This window comes from Acidovorax sp. LjRoot129 (genome assembly GCF_964253765.1).
Classification (GTDB): Bacteria; Pseudomonadota; Gammaproteobacteria; order Burkholderiales; family Burkholderiaceae_C; genus Acidovorax.
In genome coordinates, this window is the sequence record NZ_CAXUSE020000001.1 from 2,477,893 (window position 1) to 2,499,209 (window position 21,317).

The 21,317-nt window shown below is 66.4% G+C and carries 15 protein-coding genes and 1 tRNA gene; 7 read left to right on the plus strand and 9 right to left on the minus strand.

Going from position 1 to position 21,317, the window contains the following annotated elements; genetic code table 11:
• Nucleotides 1-29 precede the first annotated feature (29 nt).
• A complete protein-coding gene (locus ACSQ3Q_RS11330) occupies nucleotides 30-2,390 on the minus strand; it encodes an AsmA family protein (RefSeq protein WP_436134477.1) in 2,361 nt (786 codons plus the stop codon).
• Between the two features lie 294 nt (nucleotides 2,391-2,684).
• On the opposite strand from ACSQ3Q_RS11330, the gene ACSQ3Q_RS11335 reads away from it, so the two are divergent.
• The 6 genes from ACSQ3Q_RS11335 to ACSQ3Q_RS11360 all read left to right on the plus strand — a co-directional run bounded on the left by ACSQ3Q_RS11335 (nucleotide 2,685) and on the right by ACSQ3Q_RS11360 (nucleotide 10,014).
• Nucleotides 2,685-3,599 carry a pseudouridine synthase gene (locus ACSQ3Q_RS11335; protein WP_436134478.1) on the plus strand — a complete coding sequence of 305 codons (915 nt, stop codon included), beginning with the start codon at nucleotides 2,685-2,687 and terminating at the stop codon, nucleotides 3,597-3,599.
• Nucleotides 3,600-3,765: 166 nt separating this feature from the next.
• The gene (locus ACSQ3Q_RS11340; RefSeq protein WP_436134479.1) at nucleotides 3,766-5,799 is read left to right on the plus strand and encodes a Cache 3/Cache 2 fusion domain-containing protein; all 2,034 of its coding nucleotides are present in this window, start codon (nucleotides 3,766-3,768) and stop codon (nucleotides 5,797-5,799) included.
• A gap of 97 nt (nucleotides 5,800-5,896) precedes the next feature.
• Nucleotides 5,897-5,970: transfer RNA gene (locus ACSQ3Q_RS11345), tRNA-Gly, on the plus strand.
• Nucleotides 5,971-6,283: 313 nt separating this feature from the next.
• Nucleotides 6,284-7,249, plus strand: a complete 966-nt coding sequence (locus tag ACSQ3Q_RS11350) for a sulfurtransferase (RefSeq protein ID WP_436134480.1) — start codon at nucleotides 6,284-6,286, stop codon at nucleotides 7,247-7,249.
• Between the two features lie 180 nt (nucleotides 7,250-7,429).
• Nucleotides 7,430-8,635, plus strand: a complete 1,206-nt coding sequence (locus ACSQ3Q_RS11355) for a YeeE/YedE family protein (RefSeq protein WP_436134481.1) — start codon at nucleotides 7,430-7,432, stop codon at nucleotides 8,633-8,635.
• A gap of 350 nt (nucleotides 8,636-8,985) precedes the next feature.
• Nucleotides 8,986-10,014: an ROK family protein gene (locus ACSQ3Q_RS11360; RefSeq protein ID WP_436136984.1), complete on the plus strand. Its 1,029-nt coding sequence runs from the start codon at nucleotides 8,986-8,988 to the stop codon at nucleotides 10,012-10,014.
• Between the two features lie 126 nt (nucleotides 10,015-10,140).
• On the opposite strand, the gene ACSQ3Q_RS11365 is transcribed toward ACSQ3Q_RS11360, so the two are convergent.
• The 6 genes from ACSQ3Q_RS11365 to gabT all read right to left on the minus strand — a co-directional run bounded on the left by ACSQ3Q_RS11365 (nucleotide 10,141) and on the right by gabT (nucleotide 17,643).
• Nucleotides 10,141-11,631, minus strand: a complete 1,491-nt coding sequence (locus tag ACSQ3Q_RS11365; RefSeq protein ID WP_436134482.1) for an NAD-dependent succinate-semialdehyde dehydrogenase — start codon at nucleotides 11,629-11,631, stop codon at nucleotides 10,141-10,143.
• Between the two features lie 303 nt (nucleotides 11,632-11,934).
• On the minus strand, nucleotides 11,935-12,756 hold the full coding sequence (locus ACSQ3Q_RS11370) for an ABC transporter permease (RefSeq protein ID WP_436134483.1): 822 nt from the start codon (nucleotides 12,754-12,756) through the stop codon (nucleotides 11,935-11,937).
• A 21-nt stretch (nucleotides 12,757-12,777) separates the two neighbouring features.
• On the minus strand, nucleotides 12,778-14,043 hold the full coding sequence (locus ACSQ3Q_RS11375; protein ID WP_436134484.1) for an ABC transporter permease: 1,266 nt from the start codon (nucleotides 14,041-14,043) through the stop codon (nucleotides 12,778-12,780).
• A 30-nt stretch (nucleotides 14,044-14,073) separates the two neighbouring features.
• The gene (locus tag ACSQ3Q_RS11380) at nucleotides 14,074-15,105 is read right to left on the minus strand and encodes an ABC transporter substrate-binding protein (RefSeq protein WP_436134485.1); all 1,032 of its coding nucleotides are present in this window, start codon (nucleotides 15,103-15,105) and stop codon (nucleotides 14,074-14,076) included.
• A 101-nt stretch (nucleotides 15,106-15,206) separates the two neighbouring features.
• Nucleotides 15,207-16,307 (minus strand): ABC transporter ATP-binding protein, encoded by a 1,101-nt coding sequence (locus ACSQ3Q_RS11385; protein WP_436136985.1) that lies wholly within the window; start codon nucleotides 16,305-16,307, stop codon nucleotides 15,207-15,209.
• A gap of 43 nt (nucleotides 16,308-16,350) precedes the next feature.
• Nucleotides 16,351-17,643 (minus strand): 4-aminobutyrate--2-oxoglutarate transaminase, encoded by a 1,293-nt coding sequence (gene gabT, locus ACSQ3Q_RS11390; protein WP_436136986.1) that lies wholly within the window; start codon nucleotides 17,641-17,643, stop codon nucleotides 16,351-16,353.
• Nucleotides 17,644-17,831: 188 nt separating this feature from the next.
• Between gabT and ACSQ3Q_RS11395 the strand changes: the two genes are divergently transcribed.
• On the plus strand, nucleotides 17,832-19,250 hold the full coding sequence (locus ACSQ3Q_RS11395) for a PLP-dependent aminotransferase family protein (RefSeq protein WP_436134486.1): 1,419 nt from the start codon (nucleotides 17,832-17,834) through the stop codon (nucleotides 19,248-19,250).
• 153 nt (nucleotides 19,251-19,403) lie between these two features.
• Here the strand turns inward: ACSQ3Q_RS11395 and ACSQ3Q_RS11400 are convergent, their stop codons facing one another.
• Both ACSQ3Q_RS11400 and ACSQ3Q_RS11405 read right to left on the minus strand, forming a co-directional pair.
• Nucleotides 19,404-20,078, minus strand: coding sequence for a GntR family transcriptional regulator (locus ACSQ3Q_RS11400; RefSeq protein WP_436134487.1), 675 nt, complete (start codon nucleotides 20,076-20,078; stop codon nucleotides 19,404-19,406).
• A 140-nt stretch (nucleotides 20,079-20,218) separates the two neighbouring features.
• On the minus strand, nucleotides 20,219-21,241 hold the full coding sequence (locus tag ACSQ3Q_RS11405) for a TRAP transporter substrate-binding protein (protein ID WP_436134488.1): 1,023 nt from the start codon (nucleotides 21,239-21,241) through the stop codon (nucleotides 20,219-20,221).
• Between the last annotated feature and the right edge of the window lie 76 nt (nucleotides 21,242-21,317).

Here is a 21,317-nt window from a genome sequence, read left to right on the forward strand (position 1 = left end):
AAGCGCCGGCCGCACCGTAGCGTTGCCGCTCAACGGGCTGCGGGCGCCGCCTTGCTTGCGGCCTGGCGCGCCGGCTGCGATTCCGTGCCCGCTGCACCTTTGGCGCCGGCCTTCACAGGCTGCTTGCCCAGGTCCAGCAGCGGCTTGCAGTGCGTGTCGTCGTCGGCAGCCGGCACGGTCAGGGGAACCAGCGCCAGCGCAGCCGGGGCCACGACGGCGGCGACCACCGCAGCGCCCGCGCGCAGCAGCAGCGGGCCGGCTTCCACGCCAACGTTGGGGTTGCCAAACGTGCCCTTCACGTACAGGGGCGAGCGCAGCGAGAAGAACTTCCACTCCAGGGATTCGGGCTTGATGCGCAGGTCCAGCTCTTCCGTGCCCAAGTCAATCGTGCCCGTGGCCTCCACGATGGCGTCTTCCGTGCTCATCTTCACCACGCGCGTGGTCGCCAGCCCCTTCACCACCGTGAAGTCGGCCACGGCGCAGCGCAGGTGGACTTCCTTGTCATCGCCGAACAGCTTGCCCACGATGATGCTGCCCACGTTGAGTGCTGCCAGGTCCAGCATCTGCTTGCTCAGTGTGCCGTCGCGCACGTACAGGCGCATCTCGCCCGTGCCTTCGCCCAGCAGCCCGGCCATGCTGCTGCCGGTGCTCTCCAGCGCAATCGCGCCATCCATGTGACCAAAGCTCTTTTTCATGAGCTGGACCTTGGGGAACAGTGCCGACAGCTGCAAACCCTGCACGGTGCCGCGGATCTGCGCCTTCAGCGGCGCGGTGCGCCCATCAATGCTCACCTGCGATTCGATCTTGCCCTCGGCCACGCCAAAGGTCAGGGGCGCCAGCTTGAGCTGCGCGTTCTCCATCACGGCCCGCAGGCTCAGGTCTTCCAGCGGCAGGCTTTCAGGGCGGATGATGTGGCGGCCCTTGAAGGTGATGTCCATGTCCATCGCATTCCAGCGCTCGGCTGCAAATTTGGAATCGGGCAGCACCTTGCCGCGGGGCGCACGGCCGCGTTTGGGGCTGGGGCTGGGGTCGGGGCTGGCGGCGTCAGCCTTGCCGGCGCCAATGGTCGGGCCCAGGTCGGCCAGCCGCAGCTGGTTGGAGGTCATCGTCCCGACCAGGCGCGGGCGGGGCTTGCCCGAGGTGTACTTGAGCGAGCCATGCAGGTCGCTCTGGCCGACCTTGCCGTTGAAGTTGGTGTACTCCCACACGGCGCGCTCGGGCTCCAGGCTGCCGGTCAAGCGGCCGTTGGTTTCAAAGCGGGGCGTGTTGGGCAGCACCAGCCCGGTCAGGTCGTACAGGTCGGCCATGCTGGCGCCCTTGAGCAGGACCTGAAAGTCCAGGCCCGACAGCGCCCCAGGGTTGGCCAGAATGCCTTCTGCCGACAGCGCCACGCTGCCCGCGGTGGCATCGATCTGCAGCGGGTAGTTGACCACCTTGTTGCGCAGGCTGATGACCTGGCCTGCGCGCCCTTCGCCCTTGATCTGCGCCTTGGCAAAGCGCCCCTCAAGCTCAAAGCGCAGACCATACGGCACGGGGCCGGCAGCGGTCGTGGTGGGGTTGTCGGGGTTGGTGGCCGCCTCAGGTGCCGACGCCCCGCTTGACGCGGGCGAGGTAGCCGCGGCGGCGCTGGCCGACGAAACACGCGCCGCTGAAGCCTTGGGCAAAGGTGCCGACGCAGCCGCCGCAGCGACCTTGGCCGCCGATTTGCCTGGCGCCACCGGTTCGGTCGTGTTGATGCGCGCCTGCACATCCAGATCCTTCATGGCGTCGGCATAGGCCAGCACGCCCTCGTTCACCACCAGCTGGTCCACGTCAAAACGCCAGTTGCTCTTGGGCCCATCCTTGCGCTCAAACGTCCAGTTCTTGGTGCCGTCGCTGGTCCGTGCCAAAGCCACCTGCGGGCCTGTCAGCGCGACCGTGTCGATGGAAAGGGACTGCCCCAGCAGCGGCAGCAGCTGCACTGTGGCGGTGGCGCTGCCAATGCGGGCCATGGTGGTGGCGTCCAGCACATCGACCGTGTCTTTGGACGGGGTTTTGCTGTCGGCGCGCCTGAAAGGGGGCGTAAAACCCTCAGGGTTGCCCATCACCATGCGGTCGGCCTTCACCACCACCCCCGGAATCCAACGCTGCCAGCCGGCATCCACGGGCTGGGGCCAACGCCACTCGGCAGAAAGATCGCCCTCAATGGCAAAGTGGCGGCCCGTTGCTTCGCTGACCTTGTCGTTGACCCAGGGCTTGGCGCGGTTCCAGTCGATTCCCGCCACCAGGACCATCAGCAGCACCAGCACGCCCACGACCACCCCCAGGGCCCACAGCATCCCTATCGCCACCCGCCGCCCGACGCCACGACGCGGCCGCGGGTCGCTGGGCGGCACCGTAGGGCGGGTCATATCGGCGGAGGACGTGGCAGGTGTATTTGGCATGAAGGCTGATGCAGAAAACGATAGGGCTGCGCCTCCTTGGCGCATTGCCAGGGGTGCGCGTTTTGGCAGGCAGGGGCCTGCACGGCCACGGGGCTTACTGCGTTCATGCTAGCCCGCATCCAGCCGTGCCGCAGCAGCGCTGGCGCAACTGCCGCCCTTGTCCTACAGGGCAAAACCAGCGCACGTTTTGATCGCGGATGCCCATTCACAAACCTGTCTTCACAACGCGCTATGGCGGCACGGGTCCCTAAAATGCCCGCCATGCACAACTCCCGGCACCCCTACGCTCCGCCCACCCGCGATGGCGTTGGGGCCAGTTGTGTGGTGCTGCCGGGGCAGGGGGCGGGCAGCATGCTGGACTTTCTCGCGCAGCGGCTTTCGGTCGTCACCCGGGGTGAATGGCTGCGGCGCATGCTAGCGGGTGACGTAGTGGATGAGCGCGGCGACGCCGTAGCGCCCGATCGCGCTTTTGAAGGCGGCCTGCGGGTGTATTACTACCGCAGCCTGCCTGCCGAGCCGTCGCTGCCTTTCACCGAAACCGTGCTCTACCGGGACGAGCATCTGGTGGTGGCCGACAAACCCCACTTCATGCCCGTGACGCCGTCTGGCCGCTACCTGCACAACACGCTGCTGGTGCGGCTCAAGCTCAAGCTGGGGCTGCCGGAGTTGTCGCCCCTGCACCGCATCGACCGCGACACGGCAGGGCTGGTGCTGCTGTCTGCGCAACAAAACACGCGCGGTGCCTACCAGGCGCTGTTCCGCGACCGGCAGATCACGAAGCACTACGACGCGATCGCGCCCTGGCGTGCAGACCTTGCACTTCCGCTGGAGCACACCAGCCGGCTGGAGGAGAGCCCGCAATTCTTTCGCATGCACGAGGTGCCCGGCGAGCCCAACAGCCGCACCCGCATCGAGGTGCTGGAGGTCGCACCGTCGGCTGAGTGGGCGCGCTACCGCCTCTCGCCCATCACCGGCAAACGGCACCAGTTGCGTGTGCACATGGCCGCCCTGGGGCTGCCGCTGCGCAACGATCCGTTCTACCCGGTCGTCAACGACCCGCCCGAGGGCGACTATTCACGGCCGCTGCAACTGCTGGCGCGGTCGCTCGAATTTGTGGATCCGTTCTCGGGAGTACCGCGGGTTTTCGAGAGCATGCAGCGGTTGAGCCTGCCCTGACAAAACCGTCTCTCCACTGGCCTTCCTTCCGAATCTTGCGTCCCTGACCACAAGGCTCCAAAGAAAAGGCGATTTCCCGCCAGTTGGGTTTACGTGTGCCCAGGGTTCAGGTAAGTTGGGCGCCGGGCCGGGCACAGGCTCGCAGACCAAAAACGGGGGGAACACCATGAAGAACGCCGCCGCCACGCACCGCTCCGTGGCTTTCAAGCTCTCTCTCACCGCACTTCTCAGCCTGCTGGTGGTTTTGCTCATCACCATGGGTATTGTCAGCGCGCTGCTATGGCAAGACTTTGGCCGCCTGGTGCGGCACGAGTCGGCACAGAAGGCGGCGCAGGTGCGCACGCTGGTGCAGACCTTCGACGAAACCGCGCAAGAGCAGGCACGCCGCGACTTTGCGCTGTTCAAGGCCAACTTCCCTGGAAAATTCGAAGTGACCGAGGCGCCCGGGCCCGACGGCAAACCCGAGGCCGCGATGTCGTTCGGCGGGGCTTCCGTCAATGGGGTCTTCGACGTGGTGGACCGCTTTTCCAAAGACAGCCAGGGCGCCGTCGCCACCCTGTTTGCGCGTGTGGGAGATGACTATGTGCGCGTGACCACCTCGCTCAAGAAGCAGGATGGAGAGCGCGCCTACAAGACCGTCCTGGACCGCAAGCACCCCGCGTATGCGCTGATGGCCGAGGGCAAGACCTTCATTGGCCGGGCCAATCTGTTCGGGCGCGAATACATGACGGTGTACGAGCCCATCCGCGAGGGCAACCGCACCATCGGCATCTTGTTCATCGGCTCTGACATCGCCTCCATCCTGTCCAAGCTCGACGCCGTGATGGCCGGGCAAAAGCTGTTTGCTACGGGGGCGGTGTACGCCGTCAACATCTCCAGCGGGCCGGCGCGGGGCAGCGTCATCGGGCTCCCACGCGCTGCGGGTGCCGCAGCCCCCAAGGTCGATGAAACCGTTGAGGACGCCAAGGCCTGGATGGCGGGGCTGGCGGCCATTGAACAAACAGGCGAGATGGAAACCCGCTGGTCGCCGCGCAGCGCGGGCGCGGGGGATGGCGGCGCGGCCAGGCGCCACCTGACGGTGGAGCGCTACAAGCCCTGGAACTGGGCCATCGTGGCCGAAGCACCTTTGTCTGAAATGATGAGCGAGGCCAGGGGCGTGCTGGTCTGGCTGTGGCTGGGGGTGCTGGCGGCGCTGGCGTTGCTGACGGCGGTGCTGGTGTTCGTCACGCGCCGCCTGGTGGGCGTGCCCGTGCAGCAGCTGAGCGCGGCGCTGGGACATCTCACGCAGGGCGACCTTACCCATCCACTCACCATTCGCTCGGGTGACGAGATCGGTGTGCTGGCGCAGGGCATGGAGGGTTTTCGCGTGCGCCTGCTGGAGAGCCTGGGCACGGTGCATACCAGCGCGGGCAGCGTGGCGACGGCCAGTGCAGAAATCGCGCAGGGCAACCAGGACCTCTCGGGCCGCACCGAGAGCCAGGCCAGTTCGCTGGAGGAAACCGCGGCCAGCATGGAGCAACTGGGCGCCACCATCCGCCACAACGCCGACAACGCCAACCAGGCCAACCAGTTGGCCGTGGGGGCAAGCCAGGTGGCCACGCGCGGCGGCGAAGTGGTGTCGCAGGTGGTGTCCACCATGCAGAACATCCAGGCCAGCAGCAGCAAGATCAGCGACATCATTGGCGTGATCGATGGCATTGCCTTCCAGACCAACATTCTTGCGCTGAACGCGGCCGTCGAGGCTGCGCGCGCCGGCGAGCAAGGCCGCGGCTTTGCCGTGGTGGCGGCGGAGGTGCGCAACCTGGCCCAGCGCACGGCCGCAGAGGCCAAGGCCATCAAGGAGCTGATTGGCGCGAGCGGTGCAATGGTGCAAAAGGGCTCGGCGCTGGCCGATCAGGCGGGCGCCACGATGCAGGAAGTGGTGGGCTCCATTCAGCGCGTGGCCGGCATGGTGGCCGAGATCAGCGCGGCCAGCCGCGAGCAGACGAGTGGGGTGGGGCAGGTGAGTGAGGCCATCACCCAGCTCGATCGCACGACCCAGCAGAACGCCGCCATGGTCGAAGAAATGTCCGCGGCCGCAGGCAACCTGCGGGTGCAGGCGGAGCAGATGGTGGAGGCAATTGCCCGGTTCAACCTGGGCCACCCGGGTGCTGGCGGCGCGCTGCCGTCGCCATCGCCAACCCGCGCATTGGCGCGCTGAGCCGCCCACCGGGGGACTGCGCCAGCAACCTCCTCATGGGAGTGCAGAGTTCCACCCGCCGGAAGCCCGCAAGATGCTGCCTATAATCGCAGCCTTCGCGGGTGTAGTTCAATGGTAGAACGGCAGCTTCCCAAGCTTCATACGAGGGTTCGATTCCCTTCACCCGCTCCAAATGCAAGACCGGCCCCGCCGCACAGTGGGGCCGGTTTTTTTATGGGCTCCTGCTGCGGGCATGGCGGCGATTTGCCGCCGGGTTGCCTTGTGCTTCTAGCCGGCGCCCATATGCCGGCGAACCCAAGCACCCAAGCCCCTTTCAGTCACCGGTGCCCCGGCCAGATTGCCAGAGGGTGAATGCACAGGGTGGCAAGCACACAAACCGCATATTCATAGCCGATCTTGTTGGTTGGGCAGATTCAGCACGGGACCTAAATTCCTTTCACCTGCTGCACGCTGCAGGCCCTTCACAGACACGGAAAGGACGCCCATGACCACGCCATTGAACCCCTTCACACCATCCACCTGGCGCGCCTGGCTTCGCACTTGCGCGGCGGTCGGCATGGTGTTGCTTGGCGGCTCGGTACTGGCCGCGACGCCTATTCCTGCGGGGCCCCTGGTCACGACCGAGTGGCTGGCGCAGAACTTGGACAACCCGCAGGTGCGCATCGTCGAGGTGAGCGTCAACCCGGGCCTGTACGAGCGGGGCCACGTGCCCGGTGCCGTCAACTTCTCATGGCATCAAGACCTGAACGACCGCGTGCGCCGCGACATCGTGGGCAAGGAAGGCTTTGAAGCCTTGTTGTCCAAGGCCGGCGTGTCGCCCGACACCACCGTGGTGCTCTACGGCGACACCAACAACTGGTTTGCGGCCTGGGGCGCCTGGGTGTTCGACATCTACGGCGTGAAGAACGTCAAGCTGCTCGACGGCGGGCGTAAGAAGTGGGAGGCCGAGAACCAGCCGCTCAACAACCGCTTGCCCGAGTTTGCCGCTACCACGTACAAGGTCGGCCCGGTCAACAACCAGCTGCGCGCTCGCCTGTTGGACGCGCTGGCCGCGGCCGAGGGCAAGAGCAATGCCAAGCTGGTGGACATCCGCTCGGCCGATGAATACAGCGGCAAGATCTTTGCGCCTGCCGGCGTGCCCGAACTCAGCATCCGCGCCGGCCACATCCCCGGCGCGGCCAACGTGCCCTGGGGCCAGGCCGTGAAGGAAGACGGCACCTTCAAGTCGGCCGACGACCTCAGGAAGCTCTACGCCAGCGCCGGCGTGGATGGCAGCCGTCCCATCATCACGTATTGCCGCATCGGCGAGCGCTCCAGCCACACCTGGTTCGCCCTGTCCAAGATCCTTGGCTACAACGTGAAGAACTACGACGGCTCGTGGACCGAATACGGCAACTCGGTGGGCGTGCCCATCACGAACCCGGCGGGCACCATCTGGGCCGCCAAGTGAGGTTGGGGCGGGGCCACATCCAGCCCGACCGGTCGAGCGCTTGAAGCGGCGATCGACACGCGCTGCAGACGGCTGACGCCCGCAAATTTTTGGTAGGGGGTCTCCTTTACAGCCCGCTTCGTGCGGGCTTTTTTTGGCCGCTCCGGGTTGTCACGCGCGCGGTGCACAGGTCATCGATCTATGAGCTTTCCACTTCGAACCACCCTCCCTTCCATCATCGCGCTGGCGCTGCTGGCTGCCCTGGTGGCCGGTGCCCAATGGCTGCAGGGCCAGGCCGGCGGGCGCACTCTGGTGTTTGCGCTGGCCTGCGGCGCGGTGCTGGGCATCGTGCTGCAGCGCTCGCGCTTTTGTTTTTATTGCCACGCCCGCGATTGGTTCGAAGACGGCAACCCGCGCGGGCTGCTGGCCATCGTGCTGGCGCTGGCCGTGGGCGTGGTGGGCTACACCGTGGTGCTGGGCAGCTGGCTGCCGGTGCCGCAGCCGGGCAAGTTGCCGCCCGACATGCACATCGGCCCGGTGAGCTGGGTGCTGGTGGTGGCAGGGCTGTCGTTTGGGACCGGCATGGTGGTTTCGGGCTCATGCATCAGCGCGCACTGGTACCGGCTGGCCGAGGGTTCGGTGGTGTCGCCGTTCGCGCTGGTGGGCTCGGCACTGGGTTTTGTCCTGGGGTTCAAGACCTGGAACACCCTGTACAGCGGGAGCGTGGCCGATGCGCCTGTGGTCTGGCTGCCCGCGCATCTGGGGTATGGCGGCGCTCTGCTGGTGCAACTGGGCGTGCTCGCGTTGGTGGCAGCGTGGTTGTGGCGCGGGTTTGCACAAGAGGCCAGCACCTCGCGCAGCAGCGCCGTGCCCCCGCTGCGCGCGGTGTGGCAACACCTGTGGACCGGGCGCTGGCCCTACTGGGTGGGCGGCCTGGCGGTCGGGCTGATCGGCGCGTTGGCCATCGTGCGCATGCGGCCCCTTGGCGTCACAGCCACACTGGGTGGCGCGGCCCGCCAATGGGCGCAAGGACAAGGATGGATACCGGAGCGGCTCGACGGGCTGGACGGTTTTGCCGGTTGCGCCACGCTGCCGCCGTCGACCTGGCTCACGCCCAATGCGCTGTTGTTGGCGGGGCTGGTGGCAGGGGCCTTCGTCGCGGCGCTGGCTAGCCGCCAGTTCACGCCACGCTGGCCGACCTGGCGCGATGCAGCTCGCGGCCTGTCGGGCGGCGTGCTGCTGGGGTGGGGTGCGATGACGGGCCTGGGTTGCACCATCGGCACCTTGTTGTCCGGCGGCATGGCAGGGGCGCTGTCGGGCTGGGTGTTCGGCGCTGCGGTGTTTTTTGCGGTGTGGCTGGGGCTGTGGGGCAAGCGCCTGGTCCGGCAGCGCCGGGCGGGCGCCTGATGACGGGCGCCTGGAACGCGCCACTCATTCCTGCCCACTGTGTTGACGTCAATCCCCTTGCCAACAACTCTCCCAGCTGATTTTGGCGGTGGATGAAGGTTGTGTGACAAGCCCCGTTCTCCTGCGAGATCACGGTGTTGGCTGACGCGGCCGCGCCGCCGCGTGCGGCACGATGCAGCCTCGGCCCCGCGTGAGGGCAGCTCAATGAGGCAGGAATGGCATCAAAGGACACCGACACCCAGGACTCCCGCACCGGCAAGGGGAGCGACAAGCAAACCCCCAAGGATGCGAACGACGCCAAGGATGCCAAGGCCCAGCGCGAGCTGGGCATCCTCGGACCGCATGGCGACATGGAACTGGCCTCCGTCACCATCAACGGCTACAGCCTGGAGCTGCGCGACCGCGAAGGCGACGGCTTTGTCGGCGATGTCGCCAGCGGCACCGCGTTTCGCTACATGCTCGACGCATGGCGCAAGCTCTTTACCACCATGGTGGGCAAGGACCCGTTTGGCAGCAAGGCCACACGCGATTTCAGCAAAAAGCAGCTGGACGCAGCAGCCGACAAGAACCCCGATGCGGCCCACGCGCTGGAGCAAGCATCGGAAGACTACGCGCTGCAATTGGCAGACGTGGTGCAGCGCTTTTTGGAGGAGCCCACGTGGCGGGGCGTGGAGCGCGTGATCCTGGGCGGCGGCTTTCACCAGAGCGAGTTCGGCAGCCGCGCCATCGACCGTGTGCGTGAGCGTCTGAAGGCTGCGAAGGTGACGGCCGAGCTGCGCACGCTGCACCACCATGCCGACGACGGCGGGCTGATCGGCTGGGTGCACCTGGCCCCGCCCGCGCTGCTGCAAAGCTACGACGCGATTTTGGCGGTGGACATCGGCGGCACCAATGTGCGCTGCGGCATCGTGCAAACCCATTTGCACCGCGCGCCCGACATGTCACTGGCCGAGGTGGTGCGCCGCGAAAAGTGGACGCACAAAGACGACGGCCCCCGGCGCGACGAACTGGTCGAAGGCATTGCCGGCCGGCTCGAAGACCTGATCGCCCACGCCGAGAAAAAGAAGATTGCGCTGGCGCCCTTTATCGGCGTCGCCTGCCCGGGGCTGATCGTGGAGGATGGCTCCATCGTGGGCGGCACCCAGAACCTGCCGGGCAACTGGGAGAGCGCGCGTTTTCACCTGCCGCGCCACCTTTGCGAACGGCTGCCCACCATCGGCGGCGGCCGCACCCAGGTGTGCCTGCACAACGATGCGGTGGTGCAGGGCCTGTCGGAGCTGCCCTTCACGCAGGACGTGAAGCGCTGGGCCGTGCTGACGGTGGGAACCGGGCTCGGGAACGCGAGCTACACCAACCGCACAGCGCCCGATTTGAAGTAAAAATGGCCCTCAGCGCTTGTTATATAAGCGCTGATAGCTATAAAAATAGTAGCAAATAGCGATTGTGGAGATTGCGGCGGTGGCGGTGTTTGGCGTGCTGCTCCCTCGCCCCGCCACCGACCCCCCTCAGTTCTGGATATCCCCCAGGCAGAGGTACTTGATCTCCACGTAGTCGTCCATGCCGTAGTGCGAGCCCTCGCGGCCCAGGCCGGACTGCTTGACGCCGCCAAAGGGCACATGCTCGGTAGCCAGGATGCCCACGTTGGCGCCGACCATGCCGTACTCCAGCGCCTCGGTCACGCGGAAGATCCGGCCCACGTCGCGGCTGTAGAAATAGCTGGCCAGGCCAAACTCGGTGTTGTTGGCGGCGTCGATGGCTTCCTGCTCGGTCTTGAACTTGAACACAGGGGCAAACGGGCCAAAGGTTTCCTCGCGGGCGCACAGCATGTCGGCCGTGGCGTTGGCCACCACCGTGGGCTCAAAGAACTGGCCCGAGCCCAGGCTTTGCAGTCGCTTGCCCCCGGCAACTACTTGGCCGCCCTTGGCAATGGCGTCATCCACATGGCGCTGCACCTTGGTCAGCGCGGCTTCCTCGATCAGCGGGCCCTGGTTCACGCCGGCTTCAAAGCCGTTGCCGACCTTGGCGGTCTTCACCTTGGCGGCGAACTTGGCCACAAACTCGTCGTACACGCCTTCCTGAACATAAAAGCGGTTGGTGCACACGCAGGTCTGGCCGGCGTTGCGGTACTTGCTGGCAAAGGCGCCTTCCACGGCGCTGTCAATGTCAGCATCGTCAAACACGATAAAGGGCGCGTTGCCGCCCAGCTCCAGCGACATCTTCTTGACCGTGGGCGCCGACTGCGCCATCAGAATGCGGCCCACCTCGGTGCTGCCGGTAAAGCTGATGTGGCGCACCACATCGCTGGCGCACAGCACCTTGCCGATGGCAATGGAGTTGTCGCTGTCGGCGGGCAGGATGTTGAACACGCCCGCCGGAATGCCCGCACGGAGGGCCAACTCGGCGGCGGCCAGGGCCGTGAGCGGGGTCAGCTCGGCCGGTTTGATGACCACGGGGCAGCCTGCCGCCAGCGCAGGCGCGACCTTGCGGGTGATCATGGCCAGCGGGAAGTTCCACGGCGTGATGGCCGCGCACACGCCAATGGGCTGCTTCAAGACCAGCAGGCGGCGGCTGTTGTCGAACTGCGGCAGGGTTTCGCCGTTGATGCGCTTGGCCTCTTCGGCAAACCATTCCACAAAACTGGCGCCGTAGGCCACTTCACCCTTGGCTTCTGCCAGGGGCTTGCCTTGCTCGGCGGTCATGATGCGGCCGAGGTCGTCCTGGTTGGCCATCAGCAGGTCGAACCATTTGCGCAAGATGATGCTGCGTTCCTTGGCGGTCTTGGTTTTCCACGGGCCCCAGGCCGCATTGGCGGCGGCAATCGCCGCTTCGGCGTCGGCCGGGCCCAGGTTCGCCACGTCGGCCAGCTTGAGGCCCGTGGCGGGGTCGTTCACGTCAAAGCGGCTGCTGCCGGCCACCCACTGGCCGTTGATGAGGCCATCGGTCTTGAGCAGAGTGGGGTCGTTAAGCAAGGCGAGGGGAGAGGTCTTCATGTCCATGGGATGCGTCTGGTTGAAGCAAAAGATACGTGGGGAGTTGAGGAAAAAGGCTAGCACGCGTTGCCGCCGAGCTTGTCACCAATGTGGCACTGGCGGCGTGGTTTTAGGTTGGTTCTCGAGAATTCGGCGCGTTTGCCCGCAGCGTATGCAACTGGCGCGGCGCAAGCGAGGGCAGCCGCGCAAGGGCCGCCAAGCCGCGTATGCGGCGCTTCGCTCGCGTGCGCTGGCTGCGTCCCCCTGCCCGCATTGCGCAGCAATGCGAGAGCGGGGGGAAGGCGCGCAGCGACTCAGGGGGGTGTTCCATCAGCCCCGGCGCCCGCGCAGCCACTCCAGCGCCAGCAGCAGGCTGGTGGTGAAGAGGATGAGCAGCGTCGCCACGGCGGCAATCGTGGGCGAGATGTTTTCGCGGATGCCGTTGAACATCTGGCGCGGCAACGTGGACTGGTCGGCCCCCGCAAGGAAGAGCGTGACCACGACCTCGTCGAACGACGTGGCAAACGCAAACAGCGCCCCCGAGATCACGCCCGGCGCGATCACTGGCAGCGTGACGCGAAAGAAGGTGTTGAAAGGCGTCTCGCCCAGGCTCAGCGACGCGCGCACCAGGTTGTGGTTGAAGCCCGCCAACGTAGCCAGCACGGTGGTCAGCACAAAGGGTGCGCCCAGCGCAGCGTGCACCATGATGAGCCCGAAGTAGCTGTCCGCCAGGCCCAGCGGCGCGAAGTACAGGTAGGTGGCCACGCCGACCACGATGATGGGCACGACCATGGGTGCGATCAGCACGCTCATGAGCACACCCTTGAACGGGAAGTCCGCCCGCGACAAGCCCACTGCTGCCAGCGTGCCCAGCGCTGTTGCAACCACCGTGGCTGCCGGCGCCACGATAAAGCTGTTGCGCGTGGCGCGGGCCCACTCGGCCGACTCGAACAGGTTGCGGTACCACTTGAGCGACCAGCCCGGGATCGAGTAGGCCAGGAACGAGCTTTCGGAGAACGACAGCGGCACCATCACCAGGATGGGAGCCAGCAAAAACACCAGCACGGCCACGCACAGGGCGCGCACCGCCCACCAGCCGAGCTTGTCGGCCAAGGTGGCGTACAGGGGGAATTGGGGCAGAAGATGGCGCATGGTGAGTGTCTTTAGAAGTGATCAGCCCAGACTGAGTTCTGCCTTGCCAATGCGTCGATACACGCCGTAGAGCACCAGCGTGGCGGCCAGCAGCAGGGCGCCCAGCGCACAGGCCATGCCCCAGTTCACTTCCACATTGGTGTAGCGGGCGATGTAGTAGCTCAGCATCTGGTCATCCGCACCACCCAGCAGCGCAGGGGTCACGTAATAGCCAATGGCGAGGATGAACACCAGCAGCGCCCCAGCGCCCACACCCGGGTAGGTCTGAGGCACATAGACCCGAAAGAACGCGGCGATGGGCGAGCTGCCCAGCGACACCGCTGCGCGCAGGTAGGTTGGCGGCACGCTTTTCATCACGCTGTACAGCGGCAGCACCATGAACGGCAGCAGGATGTGCACCATGGCAATCACCACGCCTGTGCGGTTGAACAGCAACGCCAAAGGTTGCTCGATCAAACCCATGCCGATGAGGCCCCGGTTGACCAGACCCTCGGACTGCAGCAGCACGATCCAGGCGGCCACCCGCACCAGGATGGACGTCCAGAACGGCACCAGCACGAGGATCATCAGCACATTGGCCTGGCGCGCGGGCAGCGAGGCCAGCCACCAGGCCAGCGGGTAGCCCAGCAGCAGGCAGAGCAGCGTGACCACAAAGCTGATGTGAAATGTGCGCAGCAAGATGCCGCCAAACGCTCGCTGCTCCTCGGGCATGCGCTCGACCTGGCCCAGCGCATCGCGCTGCAGGTCTACCGATGCCAGCAAGTAGTCGGGCGTCCAGCGTGCGCCATTCTTGGCAATGGCACGCCAAAATGGCGCTTCGCCCCAGCGCGCATCCTTGTCGATCAGCTGGTCGCGGATGGATTCGGGTGTGCCCCGCACGGGCAGGGCGCGGAAGGCACCCATCACCATCGAGCGCGCACCGGGCACCTCGGAGTTCAGCCTGCGCGCCAGCGCGCCAGCGTCCGAGCTGTCGGGCAGGCGCGCCAGGTCCTTCATTAGCGCCGCATACGCTGCGGGGCCCGGCGCGTCGTGGCGGTCCCAGCCGTGCAGCGCCTCGATGGTGGCGGGCAGCGTGTTGGCGACCTCGGGGTTCTCCACGCCGCGCTGCAGCAGCGCGGCAATCGGGATCAGCAGCGTGAGCAGCAAGAACACCAGCAGGGGCAGGGTCAGGGCAAAGGCCCGCCACTTGCGCCGTGCTTCGGCACGCGACAGGGCCTTGCGCAGCGCGCCGGGTGCGTGGTCGTCCAGCGCAAGCGCGGCGGGTGCGATGGCAGAAGGGGCTTGCATGGTGTCTTGCGCTCCGAGGGTGCGGGTGACTTACTGGGTGGCCCAGGCGGCAAAGCGCTTTTCCAGCGCCTCGCCCTGGTCGGCCCAGAAGCTCACGCCGAACGCGATGGCGTCCTTGGCGTTGGCGGCCGACGTGGGCAGGTCGTCCAGCACCTTCTTGTCCAGCTTGGCCAGCGCCGTGGTGTTGGCCGGGCCGTAGGCAATGTTCTGCGCGTAGGCGGCCTGGTTGGCGGTCTGCATGGTGTAGGCGATGAACTTGACGGCTGCGTCCTTGTTCGGCGTGCCCTTGGGGATGGCCCAGTAGTCCAGGTCATAAATGCCGCCGGGCCAGTAGATCTTGAGGTTGCGGCCTTCGCGGTTGGCAGCGTCGATGCGGCCGTTGAACACGGTGGTCAGCACCACGTCGCCCGCCACCAGAAACTGCGGTGCCTGGGCACCGGCTTCCCACCACTGGATGTTGGGCTTGAGCTCGGTCAGCTTCTTGAAGGCGCGGTCGGCGCCGTCCTTGGTGGCAAGCACCTTGTACACGTCGGCAGGCTTGACGCCATCGGCCAGCAGGGCAAATTCAAGGTTGTAGCGCGCGCCCTTGCGCATGCCGCGCTTGCCGGGGATCTTCTTGGTGTCCCAGAAGTCGGCCCAGCTGGTGGGCGCGGTCTTGAGCTTGTCGCCGTTGTAGGCCATGACGGTGGACCACACAAAGATGCCCACGGCGCAGTCGGACACGGCGGCCGGCAGCAGGTCGCTCTTGCTCACGATCTTGCTGTAGTCGAGCTTTTCATACAGGCCCTCGTCGCAGCCGCGCGCCGCGTCGGGCGACTCCAGTTCCACCACGTCCCAGGTTACCTTCTTGGCTTCGACCATGGCTTTGACCTTGGCCTGCTCGCCGTTGTATTCCACGGCCACGATCTTGTTGCCCAGCTTTTCGTAGGGCTCGTAAAAGGCCTTCTTCTGGGCATTGGCGTTGGCGCCGCCAAAGTTCACGACGGTCAGTTGCTGCTGGGCGAAGCTGGGCAGTGCCAGGCAGGCGGCCAGGGATGCGCAGGCGATGAGGCTCTTTTTCATGGTGCAGGTTTTCCTTCTGAAGGGTGGGACGGGGAAGCGAAGCGGAACGAACGGAACAGGAAGCGATGGAAGGGAAGAAATGAAAGGAAATGCGTGTGGGCTTACACCGCGTAGATGCGGGTGGCAGCGGGTGGGAACTCCAGCAGCACCGCATCGCCGGGCTGAGGTTGGGGTGCGGTGCCTGACGCGGCGAGCGCGAGCTTGACGGTGGCCTGCTCCTGGCCGTGCCCCAGGTCGCACATCAGGCGCACGTGGTCGCCGTAGTAAATCGTGCGCGCCACCGTGGCGGGCACGGCCGAGCTTTTGGGGTACTGCGTGGGCGGATGCAGCACCACGCGTTCCGGCCGCACCAGGGCCTGCACGGCAGAGCCGCGGGGCGCCTGGTTCACGTTGACCCCCGGCAGCAAAAATCCGCCGGGCAACTGGATGGCTGAGTCGGCGCCCGCACCCTGCAAGGTGCCCGTGAGCACAGTGCTGTCGCCCACAAAGCCGGCCACGAAACGGTTGGACGGCGACTCGTACAGCGTCTCTACATCGGCCAGCTGCTGGATGATGCCTTCGTTGAACACCGCCACGCGGTCGCTCATGGTCAGCGCCTCGCCCTGGTCGTGGGTCACGTAGACAAAGGTCACGCCGAGCTGGCGGTGCAGCTCTTTCAGCTCGATCTGCATGTGTTCGCGCAGCTGCTTGTCCAGCGCGCCCAGGGGCTCGTCCATCAACACCAGCTGCGGGTTGAACACCAGCGCGCGGGCCAGCGCCACGCGCTGCTGCTGGCCGCCCGACAGGCGCGTGGGCAGGCGGTCGGCCATGCCGGTCAGGCGCACCATGTCCAGCGCCTTTGTCACGCGGTCGGCTTGCTCGGACTTGGGCACCTTGCGCACGGTCAGCGGGTAGGCCACGTTCTGCCCCACGGTGAGGTGCGGGAACAGCGCGTAGTTCTGGAACACCATGCCGAAGTTGCGCTTGTGCGGCGGCGTGCGCGTGATCTGTTTGCCGTCCAGCAGGATGTCCCCCGCGGTGGGCGACTCGAACCCGGCCAGCATCATCAGCGTGGTGGTCTTGCCCGAGCCCGATGGGCCGAGCAGGCTCAAAAATTCACCGCGCTGGATGTCCAGATCCAGCGCGCGCACGACCAACTGCGCGCCGTCGTACGTTTTTTGCACGCCGCTGAAGCGGACCAGGGGTTCGGCAGAGGGGCTCATGGCAGGCGGCACCTTGATGGCGGCGTGAAGGTCGGGCCGCATGTCAGCTCAGTGCGGCAAAGCTGTCTGCCAGGATGGCCAGGCCTTCGTCCAGCAACTCGTTGGAGGCCGTGAGCGGCACAAGGATGCGGATCACGTTGCCGTAGGTGCCACACGACAGCAGGATGAGCCCGCGGCGTGCGGCCTCGGCCACCACCTTCTTCGTCAGTGCCGCGTCGGGGCGGCGCACGTCGCCGCCTTCAAACAATTCGATCGCCACCATGGCGCCCAGCCCGCGCACGTCGCCAATCGCCGGGACCATTGTCGCCAGGTCCTTGAGGCTGCGCACCAGCAGCGCGCCCATGTCCTGGCTGCGGGCAAGCAGCTGTTCTTTCTCGAAGGCGTCGATCACCGCGAGCGCTGCGGCGCAGGCCACGGGGCTGCCGGCATAGGTGCCGCCCAGGCCGCCCGGGGCGGGGGCATCCATCACTTCGGCTCGGCCCACTACACCCGCCAGCGGAAAGCCGCCCGCCAGCGATTTGGCGGTGGTGATGAGGTCGGGCGCCACGGGCCACTGTTCGCTGGCAAACCAAGTGCCGGTGCGGCCGGCGCCGGTCTGCACCTCGTCGGCAATCAGCAGGATGCCGTGGCGGTCGGCCAGTGCCTTCAGGCCGTTGATGAACTCCGGCGGCGCCACGTAAAAGCCGCCTTCACCCTGCACCGGCTCGACGATGAACGCGGCCACGCGCTCGGGCTCCACATCGTTCTTGAAGATCAGCTCCACCGATTCCAGTGCCTGCTCCACGCTCACGCCATGCAGCGCATTGGGAAACAGCGCGTGAAACACCTCGCCCGGGAAGGGCCCGAAGCCCGTCTTGTACGGGATGACCTTGCCCGTGAGCCCCAGCGTGAGGTTGGTGCGGCCGTGGTAGCCGCCGGTGAAGGCGATCACGCCCGGGCGCTTGGTGTGGGCGCGGGCGATCTTCACAGCGTTTTCGACTGCCTCGGCGCCGGTGGTGAGCAGCAGCGTCTTCTTGGCAAAGGCGCCGGGTGCCAGCGTGTTCAGCCGCTCGGCCACCTCGACGTAGGGCTCGTAGGCCACCACCTGAAAGCAGGTGTGGGTGTACAGGTCCAGCTGCGCCTTGACCGCAGCAATCACGCCGGCATGCAAGTGGCCGGTGTTGAGTACGGCGATGCCGCCGGCAAAGTCGATGAAGCGCCGGCCCTCCACATCCCACAGCTCGGCGTTGCGGGCCTTTTGAATGAAGAGGTCGTGGGCCTGGCCGACACCGCGGGCCACGGCGGCGTGGCGGCGGGCGAGAAGGGCGGCGTTGGTGAAGTGGCGGTCTTGCTGCATGGCGGTGGGCGGTGGTGTGAACGGATCAGTGAACAGATGCAGCGAATTCTGGAAGTCGCGCCACGCCCCGTCCATGTACACCCGCACGCTGTTTGGCACGCACTGTGCAGGTCTAGAATCCTGTACAGGCAATCCCTGATTCGGGATGCGCCATGCCGGTGCACAATCCGCCCCTTTTTGCCCACCTGATGCTCACACTCAGCCCGGACCTCCAGACACCTCTGGTCAGCCAGATCGTCGATGGTCTGCGGGGCCTCATCGTGGGGCAGGTGCTCAAGCCCGGCGCCAAGCTCCCGTCGATTCGAGCTTTTGCCGCCGCCCACGGCGTGAGCGTGTTCACGGTGGTCGAGGCGTATGACCGCCTGGTGGCGCAGGGCTGGCTGGTGTCGCGCGCCAACGCGGGCTTCTTCGTGAAGCGGCGGGACAACGAGGCCGCTGCGCACGGCGCTGGCGCGCAAGAGCGGCCCGTGCCCCGCTTTGATGCGCGCTGGTACCTCAAGCAGATTTTTGAAAACCGCAACCTGCCGATGAAGCCCGGCTGCGGCTGGCTGCCGCACGACTGGCTGTTCAGCGATGCCGTCAAACGCAGCATGCGCCAGCTGTCGTCGGATGCGCCCGAGCTCGATGGCTATGGCCTGCCGCATGGCCACATGGCGCTGCGCATGGTGGTGGCCGAGTCGCTGGCCGAGCACCACCTGGCGGTGGACGCCGAGCAGGTGCTGCTCACGCAGGGCTCCAGCCAGGCGCTGGACCTGGTCGCGCGGCGCCTGGTCAAGCCCGGCGATGTGGTGCTGGTGGATGACCCGGGCTACCCCAATTTGCTGTTCATGCTGCGCTTTGCGGGCGCGCAACTGGTGGGCGTGCCGCGCACGGCCACAGGCTATGACCTGGTGGCGCTCGAGGCCCTGTTGGCCGAGCACAAGCCCACCGCGTATTTCACGCAGCCGCGGCTGCAAAGCCCTACCTGTTCGGTGGCGTCGGTGGCGCACCTGCACCGGCTGCTGCAGCTGGCGGAGCAGCACGGCTTCACGCTGGTGGAAAACGATATCTATGCGGACATGGACACGGGCGTGCGGCCTTCACTGGCCAGCCTGGATCAGCTCAACCGCGTGGTCTACATCGGCAGTTTTTCCAAGACGATTTCGCCCAACCTGCGCACCGGTTTTGTGGCGGCGCGGCGCGATCTGCTCGATGAGCTGGTGCAGCTCAAGATGATCTCGGGGCTCACGTCGTCCGAGATCACCGAACGCATCACCTTTGGTGTGGTGACGGACGGGCGCTGGCGCAAGCACCTCAAGTCGCTGCGCGAGCGGCTAGCCGAGGCGCACCGCGCGGTGGGGCGGCGGCTGCTGGGCCTGGGCTTTGAGCTGTTCCACGAACCCGAGGCCGGCATGTACCTCTGGGCGCGCCACCCCGATCTGCCCGACAGCGCCGAGCTGTCCAAGGAGGCCACGGGCGCCGGCATCATGCTCGGGCCCGGGCAGCTTTTTCTGGTGGAGCCGCGCACCATCGGCTGGCTGCGCTTCAACGTCGCGTTCAGCCAGGACGAGCGCATCTGGCGTTTTCTGGAGCAGCGCATCGTGCTGGGGCAGCAGGCGGGCGAGTAGGACGGGCTGGTGGCGCCAATTTCAAGTGTTTTAGGCCTCTAGCGCTTGTCCTATAAACGCTAGTAGCTATAAAAATAGTAGCAAACGGGTTTTTGGCCACTGCGTGCCAGCCACTACCCGTTGGCTCCGTCGGTGGCCCGGTCACCCAGTCACTCACTGGTCGATGATCCGCCGCGCAAACCGCTCCAGGTAGTCCATTAGCTGCTCGGCCCCGGCCATGGCATGCGCCTCGTCCCCAGTGGCGATGCCCTGGGCCAGATGCATGTGGGCGCGCGCACCTTCTGACACCTCGCCCTCGTGCTGGTACGCGTACCAGAAGCGGCGGCACTGCACGATGAGCGGCTGCACACATTTGACGGCCGAGTGGTTCTGGCTGGCCTGGTGTGTGACCACGTCGAGTTCGTGGTCGGCCAGCATGTAGTCGTCGAGGTGGGCGCGCGCTGCGGCGTCGACCATTTTTTCGGCACAGCGCACGATGGCCTGGCGCTGCGGCGCGGTGGCGCGGCGTGCGGCGCACGAGGCGATCAGCCGCTCCAGCACGCGGCGGGTCTGGATCACATCGAGGTGGTCGGCCAAGTCGATGTGCGACACCAGCAGCCCACGCCGGGGCTGCTGTGCGATGAGCCCGATCGACACCATGCGCAGCAGCGCCTCGCGCACGGGGGTGCGGCCCAGGCCCGTGCTCTCGACGATCTCGGCCTCCACCACGGGGGAGCCGGGCTGCAGCTGCAGCGTGGAGATCATGGCCTCGATGGCGTCGTAGGCCACGTCGGCCGCACGCCGCTTGGGGCCGGTGTCTCGCTTCAAAGGTGCGCTGCTGGTGGTCATGGCGGGAGGGCGTGGGCGGTGAAGGCGGGTGCGGGGCAATGCGGTCTAAGGCACAGGTACGTGCCAGTAGGGCGCGGACCGCATCTTAGGCGAAGGCCTGCACAGGTGATGTGCTCCGCACCGTGGCACCGATAACGCCGTCAGAGACTGGCGCCGGCCTTGCGCAGCTCGGCAATCTGCGGCGCTTTGGGCAGCCACAGCTTGTCGAACTCCTGGATGGTGCTGTCGGGGTTGAAGGACGCCGCTGTCTTGAACGCGATCGAGGTGCCCTTGAACTTCTCGATCAGGCCGGCTTCGGTGGTCACGATGTCGTTGATCTGCGCATCCAGCGACTGGGCCACAAGCTTGCGGATGATGTCCTTGTCCTTGGCGTCGAGCCCTTGCCAGATGCGGCCCGACACCAGCGGCGCGAACGGCATGAAGAGCGCATTCATCTGCAGCAGCGTCTTGGCCACCTTGTCGAAGCGCTGGTTCCAAGAGAACTCGATGTCGGCCTCCAGCCCGTCCACCTGGCCGTTGGCCATGGCGTCAAACACCTGCGGCGTGGGGATGGGCGTGGGTGCGGCGCCCAGCATTTGGTAGAAGTCGCGGTACACCGGCGTGGGGTTGATGCGCAGCTTCATGCCCTTGATGTCGGTGGGGCTTGCGATGTCCTTGGTCGAGAACACGACGCGCATGCCGGTAATGCCCCAGCCCAGGCCGATGGTGCCGGTCTCGCGCGGCAACGCCTCCAGCAGCTTGGTGGCGGCCGGGTGCTTGACCAGCTTGGCCACGCTGGGCGTGGAGCGCACCAGATACGGCGCATTGATGGCCGCGATGCTGGACACGCGCGAGCCCAGCTCTGCCGCCTGGATCCATCCCATGTCGAGCGCGCCCGACTGCAGCTGCTGCATCATCGCCGCCTCGTTGCCCAGCTGGCCCGAGTGGAAAACGGTGACGCTCAGGCGTCCGTCGGTTTCCTTCTTGAGCGCCTCGCCAAACTGCAGCGCGGCGCGGTTCCATGAGTGTCCTGCGGGCGTGATGAGGCCCAGGCGGAATTCCTTGGCGTCGGCGGCGCGCACCAGCGATGGCAAACCCAGCGGCACGGCCACTGCAGCGGCGGCAGCCGCGTGGCGCTGGATGAAGTGGCGGCGGGTGACGGGGTGGGCAGGCGTGGTCGTCATGGTGATCTCCGGGTAGAAGGACGGTGGGAGGGACAAGGGCAGCGGGAGGGGAACGGGGTATGCGGCGTCGCGCAAG

What these genes read in the sequence shown, in the direction of transcription:
- ACSQ3Q_RS11355 (WP_436134481.1), top strand. Translation starts at nt 7,430, where the DNA reads ATGAGCTTTCCACTTCGAACCACCCTCCCTTCCATCATCGCGCTGGCG.
- ACSQ3Q_RS11365 (WP_436134482.1), bottom strand. Translation starts at nt 11,631, where the DNA reads ATGGACATGAAGACCTCTCCCCTCGCCTTGCTTAACGACCCCACTCTG.
- ACSQ3Q_RS11405 (WP_436134488.1), bottom strand. Translation starts at nt 21,241, where the DNA reads ATGACGACCACGCCTGCCCACCCCGTCACCCGCCGCCACTTCATCCAG.
- ACSQ3Q_RS11360 (WP_436136984.1), top strand. Translation starts at nt 8,986, where the DNA reads ATGGAACTGGCCTCCGTCACCATCAACGGCTACAGCCTGGAGCTGCGC.
- ACSQ3Q_RS11330 (WP_436134477.1), bottom strand. Translation starts at nt 2,390, where the DNA reads ATGACCCGCCCTACGGTGCCGCCCAGCGACCCGCGGCCGCGTCGTGGC.
- ACSQ3Q_RS11370 (WP_436134483.1), bottom strand. Translation starts at nt 12,756, where the DNA reads ATGCGCCATCTTCTGCCCCAATTCCCCCTGTACGCCACCTTGGCCGAC.
- ACSQ3Q_RS11375 (WP_436134484.1), bottom strand. Translation starts at nt 14,043, where the DNA reads ATGCAAGCCCCTTCTGCCATCGCACCCGCCGCGCTTGCGCTGGACGAC.
- ACSQ3Q_RS11380 (WP_436134485.1), bottom strand. Translation starts at nt 15,105, where the DNA reads ATGAAAAAGAGCCTCATCGCCTGCGCATCCCTGGCCGCCTGCCTGGCA.
- ACSQ3Q_RS11385 (WP_436136985.1), bottom strand. Translation starts at nt 16,307, where the DNA reads ATGAGCCCCTCTGCCGAACCCCTGGTCCGCTTCAGCGGCGTGCAAAAA.
- ACSQ3Q_RS11340 (WP_436134479.1), top strand. Translation starts at nt 3,766, where the DNA reads ATGAAGAACGCCGCCGCCACGCACCGCTCCGTGGCTTTCAAGCTCTCT.
- ACSQ3Q_RS11395 (WP_436134486.1), top strand. Translation starts at nt 17,832, where the DNA reads ATGCTCACACTCAGCCCGGACCTCCAGACACCTCTGGTCAGCCAGATC.
- ACSQ3Q_RS11335 (WP_436134478.1), top strand. Translation starts at nt 2,685, where the DNA reads ATGCACAACTCCCGGCACCCCTACGCTCCGCCCACCCGCGATGGCGTT.
- ACSQ3Q_RS11350 (WP_436134480.1), top strand. Translation starts at nt 6,284, where the DNA reads ATGACCACGCCATTGAACCCCTTCACACCATCCACCTGGCGCGCCTGG.
- gabT (WP_436136986.1), bottom strand. Translation starts at nt 17,643, where the DNA reads ATGCAGCAAGACCGCCACTTCACCAACGCCGCCCTTCTCGCCCGCCGC.
- ACSQ3Q_RS11400 (WP_436134487.1), bottom strand. Translation starts at nt 20,078, where the DNA reads ATGACCACCAGCAGCGCACCTTTGAAGCGAGACACCGGCCCCAAGCGG.